Annotated in this window: 16 protein-coding genes; 13 read left to right on the top strand and 3 right to left on the bottom strand. The window is 30.9% G+C overall.

The window, feature by feature from the left end; all coding sequences use genetic code 11:
* Positions 1 to 47: 47 nt before the first annotated feature.
* The 6 genes from rfaE2 (at position 48) to EZS29_RS02765 (ending at position 8,118) form a co-directional block, all read left to right on the top strand.
* Positions 48 to 1,562 (top strand): D-glycero-beta-D-manno-heptose 1-phosphate adenylyltransferase, encoded by a 1,515-nt coding sequence (gene rfaE2 / locus EZS29_RS02790; RefSeq protein WP_130606311.1) that lies wholly within the window; start codon positions 48 to 50, stop codon positions 1,560 to 1,562.
* A 94-nt stretch (positions 1,563 to 1,656) separates the two neighbouring features.
* Positions 1,657 to 2,031 (top strand): RidA family protein, encoded by a 375-nt coding sequence (locus tag EZS29_RS02785; RefSeq protein WP_130606309.1) that lies wholly within the window; start codon positions 1,657 to 1,659, stop codon positions 2,029 to 2,031.
* Positions 2,032 to 2,211: 180 nt separating this feature from the next.
* On the top strand, positions 2,212 to 3,090 hold the full coding sequence (locus EZS29_RS02780; RefSeq protein WP_130606307.1) for a hypothetical protein: 879 nt from the start codon (positions 2,212 to 2,214) through the stop codon (positions 3,088 to 3,090).
* 1,094 nt (positions 3,091 to 4,184) lie between these two features.
* Complete coding sequence (locus tag EZS29_RS02775) at positions 4,185 to 4,946, top strand: carbonic anhydrase (protein ID WP_130606305.1); 762 nt, start codon at positions 4,185 to 4,187, stop codon at positions 4,944 to 4,946.
* A gap of 153 nt (positions 4,947 to 5,099) precedes the next feature.
* On the top strand, positions 5,100 to 6,554 hold the full coding sequence (locus EZS29_RS02770) for a catalase (RefSeq protein WP_130606303.1): 1,455 nt from the start codon (positions 5,100 to 5,102) through the stop codon (positions 6,552 to 6,554).
* 319 nt (positions 6,555 to 6,873) lie between these two features.
* Positions 6,874 to 8,118, top strand: coding sequence for an ABC transporter substrate-binding protein (locus tag EZS29_RS02765; RefSeq protein ID WP_172603741.1), 1,245 nt, complete (start codon positions 6,874 to 6,876; stop codon positions 8,116 to 8,118).
* Here the strand turns inward: EZS29_RS02765 and EZS29_RS02760 are convergent.
* Positions 8,099 to 9,418, bottom strand: coding sequence for an IS701 family transposase (locus tag EZS29_RS02760; protein WP_130606299.1), 1,320 nt, complete (start codon positions 9,416 to 9,418; stop codon positions 8,099 to 8,101). The two genes, EZS29_RS02765 and EZS29_RS02760, sit on opposite strands and share 20 nt — an antisense overlap.
* 193 nt (positions 9,419 to 9,611) lie before the next feature.
* Between EZS29_RS02760 and EZS29_RS02755 the strand changes: the two genes are divergently transcribed.
* Together EZS29_RS02755 and EZS29_RS02750 are read left to right on the top strand one after the other, a co-directional pair.
* A complete protein-coding gene (locus EZS29_RS02755; RefSeq protein ID WP_130606297.1) occupies positions 9,612 to 9,803 on the top strand; it encodes a hypothetical protein in 192 nt (63 codons plus the stop codon).
* Positions 9,804 to 9,811: 8 nt separating this feature from the next.
* On the top strand, positions 9,812 to 11,479 hold the full coding sequence (locus EZS29_RS02750) for an ATP-binding protein (RefSeq protein WP_130606294.1): 1,668 nt from the start codon (positions 9,812 to 9,814) through the stop codon (positions 11,477 to 11,479).
* Here the strand turns inward: EZS29_RS02750 and EZS29_RS02745 are convergent.
* Positions 11,447 to 12,004, bottom strand: coding sequence for a hypothetical protein (locus EZS29_RS02745; RefSeq protein WP_130606292.1), 558 nt, complete (start codon positions 12,002 to 12,004; stop codon positions 11,447 to 11,449). The genes EZS29_RS02750 and EZS29_RS02745 overlap by 33 nt on opposite strands.
* 393 nt (positions 12,005 to 12,397) lie before the next feature.
* Between EZS29_RS02745 and EZS29_RS02740 the strand changes: the two genes are divergently transcribed.
* The 5 genes from EZS29_RS02740 (at position 12,398) to EZS29_RS02720 (ending at position 15,977) form a co-directional block, all read left to right on the top strand.
* Positions 12,398 to 13,141: an IS5 family transposase gene (locus tag EZS29_RS02740; RefSeq protein WP_130606290.1), complete on the top strand. Its 744-nt coding sequence runs from the start codon at positions 12,398 to 12,400 to the stop codon at positions 13,139 to 13,141.
* Positions 13,142 to 13,360: 219 nt separating this feature from the next.
* Complete coding sequence (locus tag EZS29_RS02735) at positions 13,361 to 13,573, top strand: hypothetical protein (protein WP_130606288.1); 213 nt, start codon at positions 13,361 to 13,363, stop codon at positions 13,571 to 13,573.
* A 205-nt stretch (positions 13,574 to 13,778) separates the two neighbouring features.
* A complete protein-coding gene (locus EZS29_RS02730; protein ID WP_342777859.1) occupies positions 13,779 to 14,138 on the top strand; it encodes a DDE-type integrase/transposase/recombinase in 360 nt (119 codons plus the stop codon).
* Positions 14,139 to 14,149: 11 nt separating this feature from the next.
* Positions 14,150 to 14,332, top strand: a complete 183-nt coding sequence (locus EZS29_RS16305) for an IS3 family transposase (RefSeq protein WP_130606284.1) — start codon at positions 14,150 to 14,152, stop codon at positions 14,330 to 14,332.
* Positions 14,333 to 14,369: 37 nt separating this feature from the next.
* Positions 14,370 to 15,977 (top strand): ABC transporter substrate-binding protein, encoded by a 1,608-nt coding sequence (locus EZS29_RS02720; protein ID WP_172603740.1) that lies wholly within the window; start codon positions 14,370 to 14,372, stop codon positions 15,975 to 15,977.
* Between the two features lie 93 nt (positions 15,978 to 16,070).
* Here the strand turns inward: EZS29_RS02720 and EZS29_RS02715 are convergent, their stop codons facing one another.
* Positions 16,071 to 17,351: a lanthionine synthetase C family protein gene (locus tag EZS29_RS02715; RefSeq protein ID WP_130606280.1), complete on the bottom strand. Its 1,281-nt coding sequence runs from the start codon at positions 17,349 to 17,351 to the stop codon at positions 16,071 to 16,073.
* Positions 17,352 to 17,358 lie beyond the last annotated feature (7 nt).

Genomic DNA, 17,358 nt, shown 5'->3' with positions numbered 1-17,358 from the left:
TAGCTCAGTAAGTGATTGTTAACCCTCCCTGTTTGGAGCACTTTTTTATGACATCTCTCTTTCATCACACGACTCCAGAAGATATTCTAAACTTAAAAGAAACAAGAATATTCATTGTAGGAGATATCATACTCGATACTTATATCGAAGGGAGAGTGAGTCGTATTTCGCCTGAGGCTCCAGTGCCAGTGGTACTTGAAAGCAAAAGGAGAGCTGTTCCAGGCGGAGCTGCCAATGTCGCAGCCAATATTACCTCTATGGGAGCAAGAGCCGTTCTTTGTGGCCGAATCGGAAATGACGCAGAAGCGATCGTTATAAAAAATGTACTTGAAGAACATAATATTGATACCAGCGCCTTAATTGTCTCAAAGCATATTCCCACAACAACAAAAATGCGAATTATGTCAGGAAACTCAAGCTCGGGTGCGCAACAGATTGTGCGCGTTGATAAAGAATCCAATGAAATGATTTCATGCGCAGAAGAAGAAAAAGTCTTAGAGTTATATGAGAACTTTATCGAAAATAATCAAAATATCTGCCTTATTTTATCAGATTATGGCAAAGGTTTTTTGACTAAAAATTTGATCACACGCCTTATTGCAGTCAGCAATGCAAAGAAGATCCCGATAGTGACAGACCCAAAAAGCGAAGATGTGGGAAGGTACGAAAATTCGACGGTGATAAAACCCAATTTAAGCGAAGGAAAATCTGTTTATAAAGTACAAAATCCAGGAGTTTATAACAAATCATTTGAAGAAGAAGTCGATGCCATTGCAGACTGCTATTTAAAAGCCAGTGGCTGTAAAAATTTGGTCATGAGTCTTTCAGAACATGGAATTATGACACGCGGACAAGATATCGAAGGTACTTATAGGATTGCTTCGCATGCTTTACAAGTTTCTGATGTTTCCGGAGCAGGCGACACTCTAATTGCTTTTATCGCCATGTGTTTAGCAGCGCAATTTCCCCTCATCCGCGCAACAGAGCTCGGCAATATTGCTGCAGGCATTGTCTGTGGAAAATTAGGCACATCGACCCTCTCGCCGTCTGAGTTTTTAAGCGTTTTCAAAGACAAGAGCGAGGCTACACATCCAGAAAAACGACTCGATATCAATTTACTCACTCTGCTTGCCAAAGATTTAAAATCTCAAAAAAGACGTTCTGTCTTTACCAACGGCTGTTTCGATATTTTACATGCTGGTCATGTCGAGTATTTACAAAAAGCGCGCTCTTTGGGCGATTTACTCATCGTTGGCCTAAATTCCGATAAAAGCGTGCAACGCCTCAAGGGCTCAAGTCGTCCCGTGCAAAGTGAAAATGATAGAGCAAAAATTTTAGCTTCGCTGGCCTGCATTGATTATGTAGTCATATTTGATGAAGACACTCCACTTGAAATCATTTTAGCTATCAAACCAGATGTACTGGTAAAAGGTGCTGATTATAATTTTGAAAATACTGTTGGCGCAAAAGAAGTGATCTCTTGGGGGGGATGCGTCGAACACATTGCACTCGTTCCAGGAAGAAGCACGACATCAATTCTTCAAAAGGCTCAGCTCGAGTAAACTTCAGAGGCAAAGCAAACTTGTTTGTTAGCAATTTTTAATTTAAAACACTTTTGGTATGTTTGATTCTATAAATTTCAAAGAGGAAAATTCAATGAAAATCATCGCAACAGACAATGCACCTAAAGCAATCGGACCATACTCCCAAGCGATCGTTCTCGGCAATATGGTTTACTGTTCTGGATCTATTCCTTTAAATCCTTCAACTATGAAAGTTGAAGCAACAGATATTGAAGGCCAAACAGAACAAGTCTTTAAAAATATGCGGGCAATTTTAGACGCAAGTGGATCAGGAATCGAAAAAGTAGTAAAAACAACCGTGTTCTTAAAAGACATGAATGATTTTCAGAAAATGAATGGCGTGTATGAAAGGCTCTTCAAAGGACATTCCCCTGCCCGTTCGACAGTCCAAGTTGCTAAATTACCACTTGATGTAATGGTCGAAATAGAGTGCATTGCTTCTCTTTAATATCTTATAGAAATAAATAAATTGTATTTCTATATCGTTCCTTTATTTTATTTTTTAATATTTCTTAATTAATATAAAGACATTGTATTATTTAAATATGAGCTGATTCTTTTTGTATTTTTTTTGACTGGAGTCCAACGAAAAGTATAAGATAACTCAGCATGCGACAAGGAGGTCTCCATGAACATGAAAACCATGCAAAAGTCAGCGATTAAGCCAATTCCTTCTGCGACAAATTTCAATGCACCACATAAATCTTCTTTTTTGACCCGCCTGTTTGGTTTTGAAAGTCAAAAAGTAGTGGCGAATTTAAGAGCTGAAAATCAAGAACTCATTCTTATGAATCAAAGAAACATGGAAGCAATCAAAACTCTTTCCGACCAACTGGCAGACAGTCTGAGTTTTCAACAAGATCAATTAAAACAGGTTTCTGAGCGTCTCAAAATTGTGGACACCCTTCCAGAAAAGCAAGATGCACTCCATCAGAAAATAATGGACACATTCGATCGCGCAACCTTCTTTATTCAAAACGCCTCCCAAGATTTAGTTCAGTCCAAAGCTGCTTTGTTATCATCACAAAATGATTTTGTCGAAAGCGCTGGAGCAATTGAGATTGCAGAATTTATGAGAAATTTCTTAATTTCGAATCTTCTCGCGAAACAAATTCGCCTTACAGTGCAACTTTTCATAGAGGACAAAGCAAATCCTAAAGACATAGAACCTCATCTCTTAAAGTTACAGAAAAATCTACAGATTGTTCATCATCAAAATGGACAAATAAATTTTAAACTCGAAAAATATAATTTAAGAATTGAAGATAGTATTTTTAAACCCTATGCGCCTGAAACTCAAACTGCAGAAGTCACAGAAAATTGCTCACAAGATGAATTTTTTCAAATCATCAAACAAGCACAGAAATTAGGTATTTTTGAAGAAAGCGATAAGATCAAATCACTTGTCATAGCTGAAACCTTGCCTGCAATTTCTTTTTTCAATCGCGAGAAATCGACTTGGTCCGTTAAGCGCAGAGCAAAAGTTGTTATTTTAAAACCGAATTAATAACTAAGCAATATGATCAATTAAAAATCACATTCAAATAATATCAATTAATTTTATACTTGATATAAATATGAACAAATCGATAATCAATATTCTTAATTTTAATTCATTTGACATATAGCCCTTTTGGGCCAGCAGCAGCTGCTCTTTGCGTTGAAAACAGCATTTTAATATTTTAAAAAATTGCTCGTATAATTGGAAATTAACTCTGAATGTTTAAATAAAGAAACTATCTATGGATTGGTAGAGCTCACGCATAAGAATTTTTCCTACTAAAAATAATTTTTTTCCCAGCTTTTATCAAAATTTTTTTTTAAAATGATAAGACCAAAACTTTCTGGTTACAAAACTAATTAGTATAAATTTTTCATGAGACATTTGATGAAATATCAGAATTTATTTTTCTTCCTTTAATTTTTCCCGTGCCTCTTCAATTTCTTGTCGTAAAAAAAATCGTCATCTCTCAGAATAAAAAATCTCTTCATCCATTGTATTTTCAAGAATAAAATTAATTTTTTTTCTCAATAGACTTTTGCTAGAATATAAATTACTTAAATCATTAATATCATAAAATAAATTAAATAAAATTTACCTTTAGTTAATTTAATAATAAAATTAATTCCTAATTACATTGATACTAAATGTTTATTGATTTAAACTCACAAAATTTCTTTCGATATATTTTTAAAAGCTCTAATGAAATTTCATATTTTATGATTCCTAATTGAGGCAGCGCTTGGACCGAGACTCATATTAGACTGACTTAAATTATGAATTTTTGTTCTAATATCATTTTTAAAATGTTTGTTGCCGTTTCTTTATTCATAAAATAGTCCTTCTAGAAAAAACATCAAGCACTTAATTGTAAGACAAAGCAATATTATCATTTAACAATTATTAATATTACTTTGTCTATTGCTTCCGATCATAACAAAGTTTGCAGTATTAGCAATTTTTTATTTATACTAAAGTTTAAGTACACATTTATTGTTGTATAACTAAATTATAAATGGTAACTTGATGCACTTTTATAAAGTATGACTTAAGTTTTATTTTATAAAATATTTATTCTAACAGTTTTAAGGATTAAGTTTATGATTTTTCGGATTTTGTTACCACTATTTTGTAGTTTGTATTTCGCTGGATGTGTTCAGACAAAACATTATAAAAATTCTCAGCATCTAGAAATTTATGATGAAAAAAAAGAAGATATAAATGAAAATAAACTCTTAGTGGATTTTAATTCATGTTCACATGGAAAAAAACAATCTCCTGTTCATATTTTGACAAGTGAGTTAAAAACAAATGCAATGTTACCAATTATTATTACAAATTATCATACTTCACCATTAATTATAAAAAATAATCAGCATACTATTAAAGCAAAATTTGACAATGCAAATAGCATTGTACTTGGAAAAGAAAAATATTCATTAAAACAATTTCACTTGCACGCACCGAGTGAACACAAATTAGACGGTAAATTATTCGACTTAGAACTTCACCTCGTTCATCAAAGTGAATCAGGTGAATATGCTGTAATTGCTATTTTAATGCGTTCTGGAAAAGAAAATCTTGCTTTAAAACAATTCTTTGAAAATTTACCAAAGGAAGATCATGCGATTTTGAATACCAAATTAAAAATAAAATTAAATGATATTTTACCAAGCGATTTATCTTATTACGGCTATATTGGCTCTTTAACTACATTTCCTTGCGATGAAAAAGTAAATTGGCTCGTTTTAAAAAATGAAGTAGAAGTGTCTGAAGAACAAATACAAAAGTTTAAAGCAATTTTTCCTAATAACGCCAGAGAGATTCATCCTTTAAATGATCGATTTGTTGAAACAAATTGACTCAAACAATGCATTGACTCACTCCTTTAGGTTTCTCCGATAAAAGAATGGTTGCGAATCACACCTGTAAAATTTCAATTAATCGGTAGATTCCTATATTAAATCAAAACTTAAAGGTCATTATAATTACTTTATAAGAAGGGAAATAAAGTCATGTCTCTACCTAACACAAGTATTAATAAATTAACAAATAATGCTGGAGTACCCGTTGTAGATAATCAAAATACAATGACGGCAGGTCGCTATGGCCCCCTACTAATGCAAGACGTTTGGTATTTGGAAAAGTTAGCTCATTTTGATCGTGAAGTTATTCCAGAACGTCGTATGCACGCAAAAGGTTCTGGAGCCTATGGAACATTTACAGTAACAAATGACATTTCAAAATATACAAAGGCACGTATTTTTTCTTCAATAGGTAAAAAAGCAGATCTATTTATAAGATTTTCAACTGTTGCCGGAGAACGCGGGGCAGCAGATGCTGAACGAGATATACGTGGTTTTGCCATAAAGTTTTATAGTGAAGAAGGAAATTGGGATCTTGTTGGAAATAATACGCCCGTTTTCTTTTTACGCGACCCACTTAAATTTCCAGATTTAGCTCATGCGGTAAAACGAGATCCTGTAACAAATATGCGCAGCGCAGAAAATAATTGGGATTTTTGGACTTTATCTCCTGAATCTCTTCATCAAGTAACAATTGTAATGAGTGAAAGAGGAATTCCTTTTTCTTACAGACATATGCATGGCTTTGGTAGTCATACATTTAGTATGTTTGATAAAGACAACAATCGAAGTTGGGTTAAATTTCATTTTATTTCACAGCAAGGGATAAAGAATCTTTCAGATTCCGAAGCTGAAGCGATTATTGCAAAAGATCGGGAAAGCCATCAAAGAGATCTTTTTGAAAGTATTGAAAATAAAGACTTCCCACGTTGGAAAATGTGTATTCAAATTATGTCCGAAAAAGATGTTGCAAACTGCAAATATAACCCATTTGATCTTACAAAAGTTTGGTTGCATAAAGATTATCCCTTAATCGAAGTCGGAATTATAGAACTCAATCGAAATCCTGAAAATTATTTTGCCGAAGTGGAACAAGCTGCTTTTAATCCTGCAAATATCGTTCCTGGTATCGGATTTTCTCCAGATAAAATGTTGCAAGGAAGGCTTTTTTCATATGGTGATGCACAACGATACCGACTTGGTGTTAATCATCAAATCATTCCAGTAAACACTCCTCGTTGTCCTTATCACAGTTACCATCGTGATGGCGCCATGAGAGTTGATGGCAACAAAGGAAAAACTTTAAATTATGAGCCAAATAGCAAAGGTGAGTGGCAGCAACAAAGCAATCATGCAGAACCTCATTTAGTTTTGGACGGTACTGCAGGACATTGGGATCATAGAGAAGATAAAGATTATTATTCCCAACCAGGCCTCTTATTTCGATTGATGAGTGCAGAGCAACAACAAGTACTTTTTGAAAATACAGCTCGCGCTATGGGAAATGCTTCAAATGAAATTAAATTAAGACATATCGAAAACTGCAAAAAAGCAGACCCCAGTTATGGTGCAGGTGTTGCAAAAGCATTAGGCTTGTTTATTTAAATAAACAAGAGCTCAATTTTTAGGTAAATTATTATTTGAAGAAATAAAAGATGCGACCAAATGAAGACTCGCTTTATTTGGTCGCATCTTTGAGTATCCAAATCTTTACCTAAATCTACTAAATAAACCATTGACCACTATTATACTGAAAAATAATGTTAACTTGATATCAGAGTCACAATCAGATACATTATTCTTTCAATTTTAAATAATTGAGGAAATAATTATGAGATTTAAAATCATTTCATGCATAACATTAGTAATATCAATAGCAATCATAATTATAGTATTGACTATAATAAACAAAAGGAAAACTGAAATGTATACAGACTCAGACCTTTTCAATGAGAAAAATACATTGACTGTGAACTTAAACGATACAGCGCAAATACCTTGGAATTCAGTCGATACCTCAACAAATGTTATAGAAACTTTTGCTGCATCTGTTTTTGGTAATCTAATTGAAACTCAAGAAATTAAAAGTAGCACAAATAAATATATCTTAATAGAAAATTATTCCTGCAAAGATAGTAAATGCATTATAGATTTAAATAAAGAAGTAAAGTTTCACAATGGCAGAACAGTCACAGCCTATGACTTCGAATTTTCACTTATTCGCTTTCTTACGCAAAAAAGAGAAGATAATTTTGCATTTACTATTCTAAATGACATTCTAGGAATAGATTCTGTTCAACAGAGCAAAAATGAGACTAAAAATGGAATCACTTATCCAAGAGGTATTCTTCAGGGGATCGAAGTAATAGATAACTTCAAAGTCGTTCTTAATTTAAAAAGAAACAATCCTTATATCATCGAAAAATTAAATACAGGCAGACTGCCTATTGTTCCCATTGAAGAACTACAAAGTGATTATATCCATTGGAAACATTTACCGATTGGATTTGGCCAATATAAACTCATAAAATCTGACTTAGATAAATCTCAATTCATCTTAGAAAATTTAGCATCGGAAAATAATCACAAATATATTCGTATGATTTTTAGCGATCAAGATATAGGAGACATTCGTTTTTTATCGCATATGTCCGATTCAAAATTCGAAGGAAAAGTCATTCTTCCAACTGTTTATGTGAATGCAGGTTTTCTCTTTAATTTTAGCACCCCGCTCGGCGCAAATGAAAACTTTCGGCATGCTATTTCTTTCGCACTTGATCGTGAAAAAATTGCGCAAACTTCACCTGATAATGACCTTGTGGCAGAGGATCAAATACTACCAAGTCATTCCATTTTACAAAAATACAGAGAACAAATACCTCTTATTAAGCAAAATATTGTCTTGGCAAAAGAATATTTAAACAAAGTTCCAAAAGAACTTTGGGAAGATAAAACTTTGCATGTGCATTCCTTTTGGATGCTGAAAAAAAATTTAAATGATATAGAATACATTCAAGAAATAAAAAAGCAGCTCTCGGCAATTGGTCTGAATTTAGTATTCCATAATACAGATTTTAATTATACAAAATTCAAAGAAGTGGATGAAAATGTGCTTTGGTGGACAGGCTTTGATTACTACTTCGTTAAATCTAAGAAGTATTTAAAATAAGCTTAGGAAAGCAAGGAAAAGTATTATCACAAAATGGACAAAAAATAGTTTGAAAAATACGATTTATATATCGCCTTACAGCAGAAAATGAGATCTCAAGTTTTTTTTTATCGAATTCATTTATAAAATAATATGCTAAAAAGCATAAAGCTATATGGTGATGCAATCCTAACCACGAACGCCCTTCATAATGATCAAGACCCAATTCTTCTTTTAAAATCTGGTATCCCTGTTCAATTTTCCATCTTTTATGCATGAGTTCTATTATTTCATCTTTTGGATAAGTTTTTGAATAATTTGAAATATAATATTTTAAAACTCCATCTTTTCTTTTTTCAACTAGAAGCCATCTTTCTTTTCCAACTTTTTGCCAAGGTCTTGAAATACATTCCATAACTCTTGTAGCAACATATTCTACTTTTATATTTTCATTTTTCCGTCGGATTTGAATTATTTTGATATTACTTCCTTTTGAAAATAACTCTTCTGCTATCCTTAAAGCAGAGCGGGGCTTATATCTATTATCTACAGGATTGTCATAATCTCTAAGTTTTGTTTGTAAATTGCGTTTTCTCGGAACTACACTTTTTATTGGAATATTCTTTGACCAAAATTTCTCGTTATTTCTAATATGTCCTACAAAATTTATTTTTCTCTTATCAAGTTCATTTAGAAAATTTCTATTACACCCATAAGCTGCGTCAAAAACTAATGATTTTATTTTGAATAACTGGATGCTTTCATCAATCAAATCAAGTGCTATTCTCCACTTTTCTTTGAAGTTTCTTTCCTCTAAAGGTACTTTTACTTTATCTAATTTTTTTGAATTTTTAATCCATCCATCTGGCAAATATAGCCTTGCAGTAACTGGAAAATGTATTTTATTAGAAATCGCATGTAAGGTAACAATTACTTGACAGTTAGAAATCTTACCTTGAACTCCACAATATTGTCTTGATACACCAACACTCTCATCCCCCTTTTTTGGAAGACTTGTATCATCGAGAGAAAAAATAAATTCATTCATTTTCAGTCTATTAATCATATATTTATTTAAACTTATAATAAGCTCATGAAAAGACCATTGACTTTGATTAACAAATTGCTGTAAAGACTGTTCATTTGCATTTGAAATTCTTGATGCCATTGCTCCTATAGATTTTCTCTCGCCATCTAATATCAATCCATATATGTAAGTTTTACACCAATGTACTCTATCATTTCTTTTAAAAACCGATCTAAAACCATCGATAAATTGTGAAACTTTTAATGAAAGATCTTTTATATTTGCTATTTTCATGATTCAACCTCAAAAAAATATTTCGAGGACTTAAATATAACATATTTTTAATTAACGAAGTAGTATTGATTCTCTATCTAACGATCCGAATCGAAATTTTGCATATTTTACGAAAGGCTCTTTTTTTAAACATATTTTCCCGCAAGACAATAAAGAATTCGAAAATCTTCTTAAAAATTCAAACGAACACTTTATGGAACATCCTGAAGCTACGCAAAAGCTCAGCGCTTATTTCAAGGATAAAAATTATATGGTTGTTCTTTTAAATGTCAAAAAAAGATTCTCATATAAGAAAGATCGGATAGAGTTCTTAGAACCACAGCCCAACGGGATTAGAATGGATCTGTGGAAAATTCGTTTAAAAGACGATAATATTTTTAAATAGGCAACAATTTGAAGAATTACTTACAAAAATTTTCAATCTATACTTTTATAAAACTTGAACTTATTTCACTTCTCATTGTTGCAATTATTCTCCTAGAAAATTTTATTTATTTTAAAAGAAATATGGATGAGCTATTTTATTCCGGTAGTGGCTATATTCAACATTTATCTAAATTTAATAATAACGAGGATATCCTAACACGTCTTTTAGAGTTTTCCCTTTCTATTTATAACTATGAAAAATCAAATTCAAATAATTTTTCTGTTGAGATTTGGGATTGTAAGAAATGCAAATTATCCAGTAGTCCAATTTGGAGTATTTCTGATGTTGAAATAAATGAAGACAGAGTTAAAATTATAAAAAACAAATTACAGAGAAATGATTTCTTTATTTTATATAATAAGTATTTATACTTTGCAAATATTTATGAAACCAAAAACAAGGAATATAAGATAATATATTATAAAAAAATTATTCACATTTTTAATTTACCTTTTGTTTTCTCTCTAATTATTTTAAACTTATTTTGTATTATTATTTGGACTTTTTTTGTTGCATTACCTTTAAATATTTATTACAATAGAGTTCAAGATAAGTTAATTGACAAAATTAGAGTAAACACCATTCATAATACAATCAATTTAATAAAACATAGTTTAGATAATCAAATTAATGTTTTAAAATCAAGCGGTAATAAAGATGAAATAGTTAAGCGCGCTATACATTACAACTATCAAGTTGCAGAACTCATAGATGATTCAAGATTTACAAGTATCAATCCAAAAGAGTTTATTGAAGGTATTTCAAAGTTTTCAAATATAGATGTCAACATTAAAATAAGTATAAACACATATAATCTAATAAACTATATTAATAAATATTTAGAACACGCAATCATTGTCCTTATTGATAATGCTATACATAAAAGCGTAGATGCTAAAATAATCAAAATAATTATTTCACAAAAAAGATACAATGCAAAGATTATTATTGATGTATCTAATGATGGAATCCCTATCGATCTAAATATTAAAGATAAAATTTTTAAAGGTTATTCCACCAAAGAAAATGGTCATGGACAAGGTCTTACAAATCTAAAAAAAATGTTGAACAGATCTTCAGCTGAAATATTATTAATTGCAAATAACCCTACAACATTTAGAATATTATTACCATGTCTAAAATATTCTAATTTCAGAATTCAAATGGAAACACAAAAAAGCAGATTATCAAAAAGGAATAAAATCGAAAATTTACAAAGTTTTGATAATAAACCACTCGTTATTATGATTGAAGATGAAATTCTTTTTTGGGATGATTGGAAAAATAAAATGACAGATGCTCAAATCATTTTTTTCAAGAACCCAGAATCATTTTTTTCATATAGTATGGGTAAAAAAATAAATAATGAAGAATTTTTATGCAAAATATCCCTTATTATCTGTGATTTTAACTTTGGAGATTATAATTTAATAGAAAGTGGATTTTTTGAAGATATAGATATTTATACAGAAGACAACTTCAAAGGCACGATTGTCATCTGTTCATCCTATGAAAAAGAGGCACTAAGAACAATTCCACAGGAATACTTAATAAAAGTAAAAGCATTTGTTCCAAAGCACCCAAACACATATAAAAACTTATTAGCTGACATATTTGCCAATGAACATTTTTAGCCTATTAATTGATTCTATTTTATATTGTTTTTTTGAAATCATAAATATCGAGCTTTCATAAAAGCAATCTATATCGATTTTATTCTCTAAAATTACTAGGATAAGTTTAGTTAATTTTCTTCTTGCTGCTATTGAAAACTTCTCATCATATTGCTTAATAGCCTCAAGCAATGAGGACTGATAATTCAATTCAGATTTCTTATCATCTACAATCCTCGATATAAAATCAATATAGCTTATTTTCAAATAACTTGCTATTTTGTTACATAGATCAAAATTGTTTAGCACAGATAAAGGTGCCTCAAAATATCTTCTTAATTGCCTCTCACAAGAGACTCCAATATTTTTAGCCATCAACTCTCTTGTGATTAACGAAAAATAAAAATAATATTTCAATACTTCATTATCACTTCTCGAAAATCTTTCTTTTACAATATAGTCTTCATTTTTTAATTCGGTTTCACAAAGTAATAAAATTTTATTTAATTCGTGCCGCATATTATCTTCTAATTTCTTTTTATCCATAGAAAATACCTTTATTTATTAAATAAATGAGTGTGCCTCCCAAAATATTATACTTTCAGAACTAATATTTGTAAATTCTAAAAATAGGATTAAATATAATATTTCAATAAAATACAAGATTAAAGCAAAAAATTTTAGCATTTTTAATAAGGGACTGATATGTATTTTTTGAGCATATAAAGTTATATTTTGTTTTATAATTCTTAATTAAAAAAAGAGAAATTAATTATTACGATTATACTAAAAATTTTTTATTATAATTAAAAATTTTTCGACATGATTTTTTAGGGAAGATTGATTATTTTTAAAATGATGTTACCTTAGTTTTCGACTAAAAAAACAAAAAAAGGTACCGTCATAGAATATAAAGAAATTTTAAGCGCTTCGCAAGTCATGATTCAATTTTTACCCGAAATCAGATCAAGGATACATGATCCAGCAGAAATCTTTTCCGGAATATTTTATGTATTAATTACAGGCATTCAATGGAGGAATTTAAGCAGGGAATATCCGCCGAAAAGCACTTGCTACTGTTGGTTTAAAAAGCTCTCAAAGTTGGATGCATGGAAAGAAACTTACACGCAGTTTTTTGCAACCTATAAAAAATATTTTAGAGCAAATTTAAACACAGTTTCAGTAGATGGAACTTTTGTAAAAGCAGTTAAGGGTGGAGCAATGATCGGAAAAACTCAGATTGGAAAAGGAACAAAAGTCATGCAAATGGTAGATAAGGAGGGGCTCTTAGTTTCTCTGCATGTTGATTCTGCTAATCCTCATGAGTCACGCCTACTGATGAAAACTATAAAAAATTCTATATCGCTAACCAAACCTAGATATATACTTGGAGATAGAGCATACGATTCTGACAAACTGGATCTTGAGTGCAAGAAGTTAGGAATAAGTCTTGTTGCATATCATAAACTAAATCGTAAAAACCATACCCAAGATGGACGGGAGGCGCGAAGGCTTAAAAAGAGATACACTGTTGAAAGAACAAATGCACATTTAAAAAATTATCGAAAGGTTAATGTTCGGTATGAGCGAGACCCTAAACTATTTGAGAATTTTATATGGATGGCACATTGCTTAATATTTATTAAAAAATTCAATATTCATAATGATTACTTGGTAGCTTAATCATACTGTACAGCGTCTAAAGTAGATATAATGATTTATTTCATAAGAATATAATTTTAATAAGATTACCAATTTAATTTAATCAAAATTAATTTACAATTAAAATTTTCTATGATTAAATTATTTTTTAGTCACTATTTTTCTCTAAAAAAGATAAAGTGATTCCTTTTAGTGGACAATATGCTATGAACTTAGGTTCTCATGTAAAAGGGTTGTCCAATGGTAAAGAAGAAATCTGTTAAAAGTCAATATTTTCTTAAGTTTAAAAATCAAGTCCTTGAAGTCATAGAAAATATTCCTAAAAGCATGCCTCAGATTGCTAGGGAGTTTTGGGGTTCCTACCCCACTTTGAATATCTGGAAACGATCTAATAGTGAAAAGGATAACTCAAATTTAAAGAAAAATCCTGACGAATTGAGAAAACTACTGTGAGAAAATGAACTTTTAAAAAAGGAGGTAACCTTCTTCGCAAAGCGACTCTTTTAAAATTCGATTTTATATTGCTGGAGAAGTAAAATTATCCTGTTTTTTTTACTCTTTAAAGTAATGTGTGTTTCTAAGAGTGGATTTTATAAATGGCTTGAGTGTTAAGATAAAAATCATCACTTTGATTATAGCCTAGAATAAGAAATAAAAAATACATACTTCTTCTAGGTGTACATATGGAAGGCGGCGTATTTTATCTACTGTTAAAAAATCATTTATTAAATTTGGCAAAAAGCGTGTATCTAAAATTATGAAAAAACTAAATATTAATAGTGCAGGCAAACCCAAATTTAAAACAACAACGACAAAGGTTGATAGACAAGCAATACATTTTCCGAATTTAATTTTAGGAGACTTTACCTCCTACAAGCCAAATCAACTTTGGACTAGCGATTTAACTTATATTTCAACGAAAGATGGCTGGGTTTATTTGTGTATAATATTGGATACTTTTTCAAGAGCAATAATTGGTTGGAGTATGCATGATAATTTAAAAAATAAATTGTTTTGAATTCATTGAACATGGCATATAAAAAAAGATCTCATTTGAAAAAAGAATTAGTGCATCGCTGCAATTTTATTACCAGAAAAGAAGCAAAATCTTCGATTATAGAATATAATGAGGTGTTTTATAATCGAATTCGTGCGCTCTCCACTCTTGATTATTTTGCGCCTTTAGAATATGAAGAAAGTTATGAAATTTAGCCGTCCACTTTTCGGGGATTACACAAAGAAGTATTATATGAAATTAAAATACATTTTATCAATATCATCAATAGTTTTATTAGCAATATTTTTATTAGCTTTAAAAGCTCAGAAGGAAGAATACATGTATAGCGATTCCGATCTTTACAATAATAAAAAAACGCTGACAATAAATTTAGGAGAAACACCCTATATCCCATGGAGTTATGTAGATACTGCGACAAACGTAGTAGAAACTTTTGGCTCTGCAGTCTTTGGAAATTTAATTGACTTAGAAGAAATTAGCTCTAAAACAGATCGTTTTATTCTTATAGATAATTATTCTTGTAAAAATAAAAAATGTATCATCAATCTTAAAGAAAATGTGAAGTTTCATAATGGCAGAACTGTCACGGCTTTCGATGTAGAGTTTTCATTTATAAGGCTTATTATGCAAAATCCTGAGGAGAATTTCGCATTTTCAAACCTTGATGACATTATAGGAATAGATTCTCTAAAACCTGCAAAATATGTGTCAATTCATAATTTAAATTACCCAAGGGGTGTTTTATCCGGATTTGAAGTCGTAAATGATTACCAAATCATTTTACATTTAAAAAGGGATAATAACTTTCTATTACAAAAGCTTTCAAGTGCATATATGCCAATTGTACCAATCGAAGAACTCACAGAGAATTATGTCGACTGGAAAGGGATACCGATAGGTTTTGGCCGCTATAAAATTGTAAAATCCGATTTAGAAAAATATCAATTTGTCTTAGAAAAAACATCTAATGAAGATATCCCAAAGTACATCCGAATTATATTTGAGAATAAGGATATAGGAGATCTCCGTTTTCTTTCCCATATGTCTGAATCACAATATGATGGCAAAGTTTTATTCCCCAATATTTATGTGAATGGAGGACTGCTCTTCAATTTTAAATCAAAACTTGGGAGCAACGAAAATTTTCGGGCTGCCATTTCGCTCGCTTTAGATAGAGAAAAAATTGTAAATACCTCCCCTGACAATGATCTCGTGGCTGAAGACCAAATGCTTGCCAGATACTCGTGGCAAGAAAGATACAGATCGAGAGAAAACTTAACAGCACGAAACTTTGAATTAGCCAAAGAATATTTAAACAAAGTGCCTGCAGAGCTTTGGCAAGGAAAAGAGTTAAATGTACATTCATTTTGGACAATTAAAAAAGATTTAAACAGTGTAAATTACATCAAAGAAATTAAACGCCAACTTGCTGAAATAGGCATCAATTTACAATTTCACAATACTGATCCCAATTATACAAAGTTTAAAAAAGACGATGAAAATGTGCTTTGGTTTACAGGTTTTGATACCCAAACAGATGATCCGAACGCCAACTTTGCATATTTTAAAGCAGGATCGTTCTTTAACAATATTTATCCTGAAAATGACAAAGAGTTTTTGCAATTATACGAACTGTCGGTGAATAATTTTTTATCAAACCCTGAACACACGCGTAATTTGAGTGAATACTTTAAAAAGAAAAATTATATGGTTGTTATTTTTAATGTAAAGAAAAGATTTGCCTATAGAAAAGATAGAATTGAATTTCTGGAATCTGAGTACAGTGGCGTTCGACTTGATTTATGGAAAATCAAACTCCTCGACTTTAAATTATTTTAGGACAAAGTATTTTATATTTAAATCAACTTATACTTTAATAAATTCTATTTATTCTAAAGTAAAATCTAACTATTCCTGCAAAAAAATTCTTCTCTAAGAAATTAAAAAAGGATAATCCCAAATACAATCTGCGAAGTGATCTGTATGGAGAAGACTTAAAACGGTCCCGACTGTACCTTCAATAATGCCAATATCTATTAAAAATCCATTATTTTCTTTGAATAGAAAGGGGGCTTCCTGAGTATAATAACTCATAACTCTTTGTTCCAATCGAGAAATAAGTGGTATCAGCTTTGCCTCTTTTGTATCAAAATAAAAGCGTTTTGCAATCTGTAAAAGTCCTGCATAGCCATGACAAAACGTTGGTGAATTGCTGCGCCATGTTTCCTCAGGTCTTTGTTCGATTTCTAAAAAACTTTTCAAAGCAAAATTTTGTAATTTATGATCTTTTAATCCTTGTCCTGCAAGGTAAAGCGCCCGTGAAACACCGGGAGTACCATAACACCAAGCTTGACGATGATATTTATCAAATTGTTCGTTGCGAATTCCTGTCAGTTCTTCTTCTAAACTTAACCTGTTTGGCCAATATATTCCATATATATCTCTTTGCTGTGCCTTAACAAGCCAATTTTTAATATTGAGAATGGATTCCTCAACACCTTCGGCATTGATTCCATTTAATTTTGCAAGACTTAATGCAGATAAAACTCCACTTATACCATGGGAAAGACCAAGGTTAAAACATTCATCAGAATCTTCATAGATTGATTCATAAGCGCCAATCATCTCTTTAATAAAAATCCACCCTGGAATTTTATTATTTTTATAATTGATATATGAACTTAAACGAATAAGTACATCCATTATTATTTTCAAATAGCCTGCGTGTGTATAGTCTTCCTTTCGCATGATTAGATATCTAACAATACCTGACAATCCCTGAATCACATCAAAATCAGTAGGTCCAAAGAATTTTTGAGTTTTTAATCTAGACAGTTTTATATCCAACAATTGAAATAAAACCTCATCTATTTTTGCTATTAATTTTTGATATTTTTTTCCATTTTCGGATGAAACCCAAACAACGAATGCAAGGCCTGTGATCCCACTAAAACTAGATGAATTCGTGACAAGATTATTATTTTGTATACATGCAATTGTTTTCTCTAAGTAAAAATGCACATTTTTTTTAAATTTCTGCTCTGGTGAGATCCGATCTAACTGAGAAAAAAACAAAGCCAAAGCTGGATATCCATTCGCAAGGGTCATCTGCTCCATACTTACTTTATCTTTTAAAAATTCGATGAAAGCATTGTCATTTCGATTTGAAATATCCAATCGATTCATAAGATCATTTATAATTTTATGTTGCATAAAATTC

This window comes from Fluviispira sanaruensis, from assembly GCF_004295685.1.
GTDB classification, from domain to species: Bacteria; Bdellovibrionota_B; Oligoflexia; order Silvanigrellales; family Silvanigrellaceae; genus Silvanigrella; species Silvanigrella sanaruensis.
Note: the sequence above shows the minus strand (reverse complement) of the source record. Positions and strands in the feature narration are given on the sequence as shown.